Annotated in this window: 10 protein-coding genes and 1 pseudogene; all 11 read left to right on the top strand. The window is 28.9% G+C overall.

Annotated elements, in window-relative coordinates:
- Window positions 1-120, top strand: a pseudogene (locus I4V51_RS01700) (NADH peroxidase); the annotation flags it as partial.
- 138 nt (window positions 121-258) lie between these two features.
- On the top strand, window positions 259-1,686 hold the full coding sequence (gene cls, locus I4V51_RS01695) for a cardiolipin synthase (RefSeq protein WP_195986607.1): 1,428 nt from the start codon (window positions 259-261) through the stop codon (window positions 1,684-1,686).
- Window positions 1,687-2,172: 486 nt separating this feature from the next.
- A complete protein-coding gene (gene aroF, locus I4V51_RS01690) occupies window positions 2,173-3,186 on the top strand; it encodes a 3-deoxy-7-phosphoheptulonate synthase (RefSeq protein WP_195986606.1) in 1,014 nt (337 codons plus the stop codon).
- Window positions 3,187-3,225: 39 nt separating this feature from the next.
- Window positions 3,226-4,272 carry a 3-dehydroquinate synthase gene (aroB, locus tag I4V51_RS01685; protein ID WP_195986605.1) on the top strand — a complete coding sequence of 349 codons (1,047 nt, stop codon included), beginning with the start codon at window positions 3,226-3,228 and terminating at the stop codon, window positions 4,270-4,272.
- Window positions 4,273-4,340: 68 nt separating this feature from the next.
- Window positions 4,341-5,636 (top strand): 3-phosphoshikimate 1-carboxyvinyltransferase, encoded by a 1,296-nt coding sequence (aroA, locus tag I4V51_RS01680; protein WP_195986604.1) that lies wholly within the window; start codon window positions 4,341-4,343, stop codon window positions 5,634-5,636.
- The gene (gene aroC / locus I4V51_RS01675) at window positions 5,614-6,690 is read left to right on the top strand and encodes a chorismate synthase (protein ID WP_195986603.1); all 1,077 of its coding nucleotides are present in this window, start codon (window positions 5,614-5,616) and stop codon (window positions 6,688-6,690) included. The genes aroA and aroC overlap by 23 nt, the downstream gene beginning before the upstream one ends.
- Window positions 6,691-6,740: 50 nt before the next feature.
- Complete coding sequence (pheA, locus tag I4V51_RS01670; RefSeq protein WP_195986602.1) at window positions 6,741-7,898, top strand: prephenate dehydratase; 1,158 nt, start codon at window positions 6,741-6,743, stop codon at window positions 7,896-7,898.
- A gap of 61 nt (window positions 7,899-7,959) precedes the next feature.
- Complete coding sequence (gene aroE / locus I4V51_RS01665) at window positions 7,960-8,775, top strand: shikimate dehydrogenase (protein WP_195986601.1); 816 nt, start codon at window positions 7,960-7,962, stop codon at window positions 8,773-8,775.
- A 19-nt stretch (window positions 8,776-8,794) separates the two neighbouring features.
- Window positions 8,795-9,283: a shikimate kinase gene (locus tag I4V51_RS01660; RefSeq protein ID WP_195986802.1), complete on the top strand. Its 489-nt coding sequence runs from the start codon at window positions 8,795-8,797 to the stop codon at window positions 9,281-9,283.
- 99 nt (window positions 9,284-9,382) lie between these two features.
- A complete protein-coding gene (aroF, locus tag I4V51_RS01655) occupies window positions 9,383-10,396 on the top strand; it encodes a 3-deoxy-7-phosphoheptulonate synthase (protein WP_195986600.1) in 1,014 nt (337 codons plus the stop codon).
- Between the two features lie 135 nt (window positions 10,397-10,531).
- A complete protein-coding gene (locus I4V51_RS01650; protein WP_195986599.1) occupies window positions 10,532-11,365 on the top strand; it encodes a prephenate dehydrogenase in 834 nt (277 codons plus the stop codon).
- Window positions 11,366-11,403 lie beyond the last annotated feature (38 nt).

Raw genomic sequence — 11,403 nt, 5'->3', positions numbered from 1 at the left:
GCTACATTAGCTAAACAATTAAACTTAGATGCAATTCATGACACAGTTCATGAAATGTGTAAAGATGAAGCTAGACACGGAAGAGCTTTCGAAGGATTATTAAACAGATACTTTGCTTAATATCTAGAAATTCCTATACAAAAGAACCATGCTGAAAAGTATGGTTCTTTTTATATACAATTTAGTTAATTGTATTAAATGATACTTTATTGATGTATAATAATAAATAATAGCTAAGTTTGAAAGGAATTAATGATTATGGCATATATAGTATTACTAGCAATGTTTTTCCTGTTAAATTTGTTATCTGCATTATCATTAATATTTATTGAAAGAAAAGAACCTACAACTACATGGGCATGGCTTATAATATTAATTGTTTTACCTGGAATAGGATTTATTTTATATTTATTGTTAGGTCAAAATTTGAGTAGACAAAAGATATTTAGAGAAAAGAAACTTGCAGATAAAATTAAAAGATATAGATTAGGAGGAAAATTGGAATTACCTAATTTTGATAGTGAAATAAATGAAAATTATGAGGATTTGATTTTAATGAACTATAATCATTCAGGTGCAATTTACACAATTAATAATGATGTAAAAACATATATTAATGGAGAAGATAAATTTAGAGATTTATTTAATGACATTAGAGCTGCAAAAAGTTTTATACATATAGAATATTATATTTTTAGGTATGATGATTTGGGAAAAGCGTTAATAAAGGAACTAAGAGAGAAAACAAAAGATGGTGTTGAAGTTAGATTACTTATAGATGGAATGGGATCAAAACTAATTACAAAAAAAATAATTAGAGAAATAGAATCTTACGGAATAAAAATGGCTATATTTTTCCCAGGAGTTTTACCACATATAAATACTCGTATTAACTATAGAAATCATAGAAAAATAGTTGTAATCGACGGTAAAATCGGATATGTTGGCGGATTTAATGTTGGGAATGAGTATGTTAATAAAGGAAAGCAGTTTAAGTTTTGGAGAGATACTCATATTAGAGTAAAGGGAGAGGCTGTTAATGAATTAAACAAGAGATTTATATTGGATTGGGATTATGCAGCAGGTGAAAATATGGGGAATATGTCAATGTATTTTCCTACTCCAGAAATAGCTGGAAATGTTGGTATGCAAATAATATCATCTGGACCAGACCATATGGAAGAGTATATTAAAAATTCATATATGAAAATTATAAATAATGCAAAAAATTATGTTTATATTCAAACACCATATTTAGTTCCAGATAGTCCAATGCTTGAGGCTTTAAAAATATCAGCACTTTCAGGTGTAGATGTTAGAATTATAGTACCAGGTGTTCCAGATCATTTCTTTATGGAATGGATGCTTAGCGCTAATATAGGATTGTTAATAGAGTATGGAATAAAAATATATCGTTATGGAAATGGGTTTATTCATTCTAAGACAATTGTTGCAGATGGAGAAGTATGCAGTATTGGAACTGCTAATTTGGATATAAGAAGCTTTAAATTGAATTTTGAAGTAAATGCATTTATTTATGATGAAAAAGTATCTAAAGAACAAGAAAATATATTTTTAAATGATCAATTAAAATCTAAATTAGTAACTAAAGAAGAATACTATAAGAGGTCTAGAAATTTAAAAATTAAAGAATCGCTAATAAGATTATTAGCACCGATTTTATAGAATAGTAGAAAATAGTATAATATAAAAGAAAAAACAAATGTAAAAAGATTGACAAAGTGGTTAATTATGGTTAGAATTATAGAAAAGAATTTATTAATTTTAAAGAGGTATATATTATGAAAGGATTAGAAAAGAATTTATTAGCAAAATTTTATAGCTTTTTTTACTTTATATTCTGGGGCTTTTATTATAGCGCTGGCTATTTCTTTTGCAAAAATAAATACAAAACTTTTCTAATGAGTGTTTAGTGAACCTTTTTATATATCTTAATATTTAAAAGTGTATTAAAAGTATAGTTTATAAGAGAGAACTCATTAAGGGTTCTCTTTTTTTTATAACTGAAACTGCAAATTTTTAATTTGGTTAGTTGAAGTTACACATTCGATCTTAAGGGAGAAGGTGTTTCATATAAAAAAATGTTAAGGAGAATAGTATACGAGCTAGTAGAACTAATAACTCCTAAATAATTTAAAGGGGGCAATTTAAATGGTAGTAATTTTAAAACCAAAAACAAGCAATGAGGAAATAACAAAAATAACAAGAAAACTAGAATCTTTAGGGGTTACGGTTAATCCTGTAATAGGAACTGAAATGAGTATATTAGGATTAGTTGGGGATACAACAAGAATAGACCCATCATATATTGAAGCAAATCCTAATGTTGAAAGGGTAATGCATGTTCAAGAACCTTTTAAGAAGGCGAATAGATTATTTCATCCAGAAAACACAGTAATTGACGTTAATGGACATACCATTGGAGGAAATAAAATAGCTGTAATAGCAGGACCTTGTTCAGTTGAAAGTAAGGATCAAATAACTTTAGTAGCTGATGAAGTTAAAAAACATGGGGCAGGTTTTTTAAGAGGTGGAGCATTTAAACCAAGAACCTCTCCTTACAGTTTCCAAGGATTAAAATATGAAGGTTTAGATTTATTAAATGAAGCAAAAGCTAAAACAGGATTACCAATAGTGACAGAGCTTATGTCACCATATGATATAGAAACATTTGTTGAAAAAGCTGATATAATTCAAGTGGGTGCAAGAAATATGCAAAACTTTGATTTATTAAAGGAATTAGGAAAAGTAAATAAACCAATACTGTTAAAGAGAGGCTTATCAGCAACAATAGAAGAGTTATTAATGAGTGCAGAATACATTATGGCTGGTGGAAATGAACAAGTTATTCTTTGTGAAAGAGGAATAAGAACATTTGAAACATATACTAGAAATACTTTGGACTTAAGTGCAGTACCAGCAATTAAAAAATTAAGTCATTTACCAGTTGTAATTGATCCAAGTCATTCTGCAGGAAAATGGTGGATGGTAGAACCTTTAGCAAAAGCAGCAGTTGCAGTTGGAGCTGATGGGCTTATAATTGAAGTACACAATGATCCTCAAAAGGCATTATGTGATGGGCAACAATCATTAAAACCAGACGTATTTGCAAAGTTAATGGAAGACTTAAAGATGATAGCAGCAGCGGTTGGAAGAGAAATTTAGTTATATTTTTACGTATTAAAGTATAGGAAGGATAGTAGTATGGAATTAGTAGTTGATTTAAAGGAAAGAAGTTATCCTATAATTATTAAAAAAGGAATTATTAATAAGGTTTCTGAAGAAATAAAGAAGGTATACAAGGGAAAAAAAATATTTATTATTACTGATGATAATGTAAATAAATATTATGGTAGAACGGTTAGTAATCAATTAATGAATAGTGATTTTGAAGTTAAGGTATTATCATTAAAGCCTGGTGAGGAAACTAAAAATTTCAATAAACTACCTATTGTATATAATGAACTTCTAGACTTTAATTTAACTAGAAGTGATTTAATAATTGCTTTAGGTGGAGGAGTTATAGGTGATTTAGCAGGTTTTATAGCTTCTACATATTTAAGAGGAGTAGATTTTATTCAAATACCTACATCACTTTTAGCACAAGTTGATAGCAGTGTTGGGGGTAAAGTTGCAGTGGATTTAGATAGGGGAAAAAACTTAGTAGGTAGTTTTTATCACCCAAAATGTGTATTAATAGATCCAGAGGTTTTAAATACTTTAGAAGATAGATTTTTTATAGATGGAATGGCAGAAGTAATTAAGTATGGATGTATTAAAGATAAAGAGTTTTTTGAGTATCTTGAAAAAATGGAAAATAATCAACAATTAATAAACAATATGGAATTGGTTATCCACAAATGTTGTGATATTAAAAGACGGGTTGTGGAAAATGATGAAAAAGATAAAGGGGAAAGAATGCTTTTAAACTTTGGGCATACTTTAGGTCATGCAATAGAACAACATTATAATTATACTAAGTATAGTCATGGTGAGGGTGTTGCTATTGGAATGTACGTAATAAGTAAAATTAGTGAGGAAAAAGGATTAACTAAAAAGGGTACAGCTCAAAGAATTAAAGATATTTTAATAAGGTATAACCTTCCATATGAAATGGATGTTAAAGTAAGAGATATATTAGAAGCAATTAATTTAGATAAGAAAAAATTAGGTAAAGAACTAAATATTATTATATTAAAGAAAATAGGAAATTCTAAAATTTATAAAACAACGGCAGAATTTTTAAATTAACAGGTGCCCCAGGGGCGCCTCTGGGGCGCCCCTGGGGCAAGATACCGGAACAATGGAGGAAGTGTGATATGGCAGATTTAAAGTTAGTTCCATCTAAACTAAAAGGAGAAGTTAAAATTCCTCCTTCAAAAAGTATGGCACATAGAGCAATTATTTGTGCAGCATTAAGTGATGGATTATGTATTATAGAAAATATAGATTATTCAGATGATATTATAGCAACTATTGCTGCGATGAATTCATTGGGAGCTACAATAGTAAAATATAAAAATCATATAGAGGTAATAGGGGTATATGGAAATCCTAAAAAGCCACAGGAGAGTAGAATCATTGATTGTAATGAATCTGGATCAACATTAAGATTTTTAGTTCCTATTTCATTGTTATTTAAAGGAAGCAATAAATTTATAGGTAGGGGTAATTTAGGAAAAAGGCCATTAACTACTTATTATAATATATTTGATAATCAGGGAATTGAATATTCTTATGAAGAAGGCAACCTTAACTTAGTTATAAATGGAGAGTTAAAGCCAGGAGTATTTGAAGTAGAAGGTAATGTAAGTTCTCAATTCATAACTGGTTTATTATTTACATTACCACTATTAAATGAAGATTCTAAAATTATAATTACTACTGAAATGGAATCTAAGGGATATATTGATTTAACATTAAGAGCAATGAGTGATTTTGGAATAGAAGTAATTAATAATGATTATAGAGAGTTTATTATTAGGGGAAATCAAAAATATAAGGCAAGAAATTATCGTGTTGAGGGAGATTATTCTCAAGCAGCATTTTTCTTATCAGCAGATGCGTTAGGTAATGATGTATTATGTAAGGATTTAGATTTAAATTCTCTTCAAGGTGATAAGGAAGTAATTGATATCTTAGAAAGAATGAATGTTTTATTTGAAGCAAATGACATAGGGGTAAGTGCTACTCTTAATGGAGAGTTAAAGAGTACAGTAATTGATGGAAGTCAGTGTCCAGATATTATACCTGTACTTACAGCTGTAGCTGCTTTAACAAAAGGTACAACAGAAATAATAAATGCAGGAAGATTAAGAATTAAAGAATGTGATAGGCTTGCTGCAGTAACATCAGAGTTAAATAAATTAGGGGCTAAAATAATTGAAAAAGAAGATGGATTAATAGTTACAGGAGTAGAAAAATTTCAAGGTGGAGTAGAAGTATGGAGTAATAAAGATCATAGAATAGCAATGACTTTAGCAATTGCTTCTACAAGATGCGAAGAGCCGATAGTAATAAAAGATTATGAATGTATAGCAAAATCTTATCCAAATTTCTTTGATGATTTTAAAGCTTTAGGAGGAAATGTACATGAGTGGAATGTGGGGAAATAATATAAGAATATCTATTTTTGGAGAATCTCATGGAAATGCAATAGGAATTAATATTGATGGATTACCTTCAGGATTTCTTATTGATATGGATAAGGTAATGATAGAAATGGCAAGAAGAGCCCCAGGGAAAAGTCCACTATCGACGCCAAGAAAAGAAGGGGATATTCCAGAAATATTAAGTGGATATTTTGAAGGAAAAACTACAGGAACACCACTTTGTGCAATAATAAGAAATTCTAATACAAAATCTAAGGATTATTCAAAGCTTAAAGATGTAATGAGACCAGGACATGCAGATTATACAGGTGCTATGAGGTATGATGGATTTAATGATTACAGGGGTGGAGGTCATTTTTCGGGAAGAATTACTGCACCTTTAGTATTTGCAGGAGCTATTTGTAAGCAAATATTAGAAGCAAATGGAATAATAATTTCAGCACATGTTAATTCTATAGGAAATGTTAAAGATAAAAGCTTTTTAGAAAGTGATATAACTGAAGAATTAATAGAATCGTTTAAGGGAAAAGAATTACCTTTAATTAATTCATCCTTAGAAGATTCTATGAGAGAAGAAGTTATGAATGCAAGAAAGGATATGGATTCTATTGGTGGAACTATAGAATGTGCAGTTTTAGGTATAAAGCCTGGAGTTGGTAATCCGTTTTTTGATTCGGTGGAATCAACATTATCTCATTTAATGTTTTCGGTTCCAGCAGTTAAGGGAATTGAATTTGGAAAAGGCTTCGATATTTCTAGAATGAGAGGCTCGGAAGCTAATGACGAGTATTATTTAGATGGTAAAAATATTAAAACAAGAACCAATAATAATGGTGGAGTTTTAGGTGGAATAACTAACGGAATGCCAATAATTTTTAAGGTTGCAATTAAGCCAACAGCATCAATATTCAAGGAACAAAATACTGTTAATATAGCAACTATGAAAGAAACTAGACTTAGTATAGAAGGAAGACATGATCCATGTATAGTTCAAAGGGCGCTTCCAGTTATAGAAGCGGTAACAGCTATTGGAATATTAGAGTTAGTTAGGAGTTAAAAAATATTGATAAACTTGAAACTTGTAACTAAATAAGGGTGGTGAATAATGTGGATCTTTCAGAATGTAGGAAAGAAATTGATAAGATAGATAAAGAGTTAGTTGAGTTATTTGAAAGAAGAATGGATGTTGCAATAAAGGTAGCAGAATATAAAATAGAAAATAATATTCCTATTCTTAATGAAGCTAGAGAAGCTGAAGTTATAGAAAATAATGTTAATAGGCTTAATAATAAAGAATATTCAAAGCTTACAGAAAAATTTTTTGCTAATTTAATGGAGTTAAGTAGGAGTCTTCAAGGAGAGAGGTTTAATTCTAATAAAGATATCAGTAGAGATTTAATAGAAGAAAATATATCAAATAATGAAAGTAAAATAACTTTAGATAATATTAAGATTGGTTATCAAGGTGTTAAGGGTTCTTTTAGTGAAGAGGCAATGATTAAATATTTTGGTGAAAATCATACAACTACAGATTATGAAGAATTTGAAGATGTATTTTTAGCTTTAAAAAATAATAAAATTGATTATGGAATAGTACCAATAGAAAACTCATGTACAGGAGCAATAACTACTGTTTATGATTTATTAGCTAAGTATGGTCTATATATAGTTGGAGAAGAGTGTATAAAAATAGACCAGAACTTAATTGGAGTCAAAGGGACTAAACTTGAGGATATAAAAGAAGTATATTCTCATCCTCAAGGCTTTGAGCAAAGTATGGAGTTTTTAAGTAGTTGTAATAACTTAAAGCTTATACCATTTCATAATACAGCAATAAGTGCTAAATATATTTCAGAACTTAATGATAAATCAAAGGCTGCTATTGCAAGCTTAAGAGCAGCAGAAATATATGGATTAGATGTAATCAAAAAGGCAATAAATGATAGGGATAATAATCATACAAAGTTTATTATAATAGGAAGAAAGCTAGAATCATCAAATGAATGTAATAAAATTACAGTGGTATTTTCATTAGATGATAAGTCAGGTACTTTATATAATCTTTTAAGACATTTTGCAGAAAATAATATTAATATGCTTAAGATAGAATCAAGACCAAGTAAAAATGAACCTTGGCAATATCTTTTATATGTAGATTTTGAAGGTAATGTAGAAAGTGAAGACGTAAAAAAAGCAATTAAGTTAATCGAAGGAAAAAGTGAATACTTCAAATTGCTTGGAAACTACAAGAAGGTTAGTTGTTAGGAACTATAAAAGGGTTTTACCTTAAACTAAAAACTATCAGCTAATTAAAGGGGGTGTTTAAATGCAGTTCTATGGATTATTAGGTGAAAAGTTAGGGCATAGTTTATCTCCAAGAATCAATAAGATGATACTAGAAAAAAATAATACTGAAGGTGCATATAAATTATTTGAAATTCCTAAAGATAGATTAGAAGATTTTGTAGAGGCAGTAAAATTACTTAAGATAAATGGGTTTAATGTTACAATTCCATATAAAGAAAGTATAATGAAATATTTAGATTATATTTCAGATGAAGCAACTAGAATAGGTGCTGTTAATACAGTTATGTTAAGAGATAATAAACTTTATGGGTATAACACTGATTATTTTGGAATTGGAGTTATGATTAAGAGTAAAAATATTAAACTAAAAAATAAAACTGCAGTTATACTAGGTTCAGGTGGTGCTTGTAAGGCTGTAATTACTTATTTGTTAGATAATGAGATAGAGAAAATATATATAGTAAGTAGGACACCAGAAAGCATTAGTTTGAATATGTTAAATGAAAGGATATGTATAATTAATTATGATGAGTTAAATGAAATAAAAGGTAATCTAATAATTAATACAACACCAGTTGGAATGTATCCTAATATTGATAAATCTGTAGTTAATGGTGACGTAGTTAAAAATTATGATGTGGCCGTAGATTTAGTATATAATCCTACACAAACTAAGTTTCTTCAGCTAGCAACAGAACAAGGGAAGGTTGCTATAGGTGGATTGCATATGCTTGTTGGGCAGGCAGTAAAAAGTCAAGCTATATTTAATAATAAAGAAATAAGTGAAGAACTAATAAACTATGTATATGATGATATATCAAAAGATTTTAAGTAGGAGTGTAAGTATGAAGGATATGGAGAAGAGTATTACACTGATAGGGTTACCTGGATGTGGAAAAACTACAGTAGGAAATTTACTTTCGGATAAATTGAATTATGAATTTATTGACATGGATTTTTATATTGAAAAGGAACAAGGAAAAACTATTATTGAGTTATTCAAAAATGGAGAAGATTATTTTAGAAATATAGAAACTGAAACATGTAGAGAGCTTGGAGAAAAAGGAAAAACTATTATTTCTTCAGGTGGAGGGGTTGTTAAAAAAGCGATAAATATAGAGTATTTAAAGAATAATTCTATAGTAGTTTTTATTGATAGACCAGTAGAAAATATATTAAGTGATATAGAGGTTGAAAAGAGACCTTTACTAGCAAATGGTAAAGAAGTATTATATAAATTATATGATGAAAGGTATAATCTTTATAAGAACTATTGTGATTATAGAGTTGAAAATACAGGAAGTCTTGATGAGGTTGTGGATAAGATAGCGAATCTTATTTAAAAATTGATTATCAGTTAAATTAAAAGACAACTTAAAATTCCTTATAGTATAGGAGTAATTTAAAATATAAATTAAAAGTAGTATGGAGGTATGGTAGGAATGATTATTGTAATGAATCCTAAATGTAGTGAAAGAGAAATTAAAAATGTAGAAGGTGAATTAATTAAATTAGGGCTAGGTATTAACCTTTCTCAAGGGTCAACATTTTGCATAATTGGTGTTGTTGGTGAAACAAGATGTATAGATGCAGATAAGATATTAACTTTTGATGGAGTTGACAAGGTATTAAAGGTTGAAGAGCCTTTTAAAAAGGCAAATAGATTATTTAAGCCAGATGATACGGTAGTTAATGTAAATGGAACTTTAGTTGGTGGAAATCATCTTGGGATTATGGCTGGGCCATGTTCTGTTGAAAGTGAAGAACAAATAATTGAAATAGCTAAATCAGTAAAGGAATCAGGAGCGAACTTCTTAAGAGGGGGGGCTTTTAAACCAAGAACCTCACCTTATAGTTTCCAAGGGTTAGAGCTTGAAGGATTAAATTTATTAAAAATTGCAAAAAGAGAAACTGGGTTACCAATAGTTACAGAAATAATGTCTACAGATTATATTGATGATTTTGTAAGAGATGTTGATGTAATTCAAGTTGGGGCTAGAAATATGCAAAATTTTGACTTGTTAAAGCAACTTGGTAAAACTGATAAACCAATTTTACTTAAGAGGGGCTTATCATCAACTATAGAAGAATGGCTTATGAGTGCTGAATATATAATGGCTGGTGGAAATGAGAATATAATTCTTTGTGAAAGGGGAATAAGAACTTTTGAGCCTTACACTAGAAATACATTAGATTTAAGTGCCATTCCAGTTGTTAAAAGATTATCTCATTTACCAGTAATAGTAGATCCAAGTCATGCAGCGGGATACTGGCATTTAGTTGAACCACTAGCAAAGGCATCAATAGCAGCAGGAGCAGATGGACTTATGATAGAAGTTCATAATAATCCTCAATGTGCATTAAGTGATGGACAACAATCACTTAAACCAGAATTGTTTGATAAAGTAATGCAAAAGGTAAAAGTTTTAGCAGAAATTGAAGGAAAGACAATATAGTTAGCAGTTAGGAGTTAGTAGTTAAGGAATAATATCTCGTTTACCAGATGTTGAAAATGTACTTTTTAGAAACTTTAAAAAGTAATTACTAAACTAAAAATTACTAACTCCTAACTAAATAAAAAGGGGGTTATTATGAGAATTGTTATTGTAGGGCTTGGTGTTATTGGTGGTGGATATGCAATGGCACTTAAAGAAGCTGGTTATACTGAAGTTTATGGTATAGATAAAAACAAGGAAACTCTTAAAAAGGCAAAAGCTTTAGGTATTATAAAAGAAGGATATGAAGATGAGAGGGAAATTGTTGAAAAGGCTGATTTAATTGTATTAGCTATTTATCCTAATTTAGTGAAAAATTTTATTATTAATAATAAAGAACATTTTAAAGATGGTGCAGTAATTACAGATGTTACAGGAATTAAGCAATTATTTATTAATGAAATAATTGAAATATTACCTAAAAATATTGACTTTGTTTTTGCTCATCCTATGGCAGGAAGAGAAAAGAAGGGAATAGATTATGCAACAAATACAGTATTTAAAGGTGCTAATTTTTTAATAACAGTTATAGATAGAAATAAGGAAAAAAATTTAGATTTAATTGAAAATTTAGCATACAAAATGGGATTTAAGCATGTAAAGAGAATATGCCCTAAGTATCATGATGAGATGATTGCATTTACAAGTCAATTACCTCATGCACTTGCTGTAGCTTTGATAAATAGTGATATGGAAGGTAGAAATACAGGAGAATTTATAGGAGATAGTTATAGAGATTTAACTAGAATTGCAAATATAAATGAATCTTTGTGGAGTCAGTTGTTTTTAGGAAATAAAGAAAATTTACTTGAATCAATTAATAATTTTGAAAAAGAATTAGATAAAATAAAACTTTCATTAGAAAATGATGATAAGGTTAGCTTAGAAGAACTATTTATAAAATCTTCTTTAAGAAGAGAACAGCTATAGAAAATATAAATGTTAAATTTTTTATAAAATATAAAAAA

This window comes from Clostridium sp. D53t1_180928_C8, from assembly GCF_015667795.1.
Lineage (GTDB): Bacteria > Bacillota > Clostridia > Clostridiales > Clostridiaceae > Clostridium.
This window is presented reverse-complemented; position numbering and strand designations above follow the sequence as displayed.

Coding starts and splice junctions, on each gene's coding strand:
- cls (WP_195986607.1), top strand. CDS start 259: ATGGCATATATAGTATTACTAGCAATGTTTTTCCTGTTAAATTTGTTA.
- aroF (WP_195986606.1), top strand. CDS start 2,173: ATGGTAGTAATTTTAAAACCAAAAACAAGCAATGAGGAAATAACAAAA.
- aroB (WP_195986605.1), top strand. CDS start 3,226: ATGGAATTAGTAGTTGATTTAAAGGAAAGAAGTTATCCTATAATTATT.
- aroA (WP_195986604.1), top strand. CDS start 4,341: ATGGCAGATTTAAAGTTAGTTCCATCTAAACTAAAAGGAGAAGTTAAA.
- aroC (WP_195986603.1), top strand. CDS start 5,614: ATGAGTGGAATGTGGGGAAATAATATAAGAATATCTATTTTTGGAGAA.
- aroE (WP_195986601.1), top strand. CDS start 7,960: ATGCAGTTCTATGGATTATTAGGTGAAAAGTTAGGGCATAGTTTATCT.
- I4V51_RS01660 (WP_195986802.1), top strand. CDS start 8,795: ATGGAGAAGAGTATTACACTGATAGGGTTACCTGGATGTGGAAAAACT.
- aroF (WP_195986600.1), top strand. CDS start 9,383: ATGATTATTGTAATGAATCCTAAATGTAGTGAAAGAGAAATTAAAAAT.
- I4V51_RS01650 (WP_195986599.1), top strand. CDS start 10,532: ATGAGAATTGTTATTGTAGGGCTTGGTGTTATTGGTGGTGGATATGCA.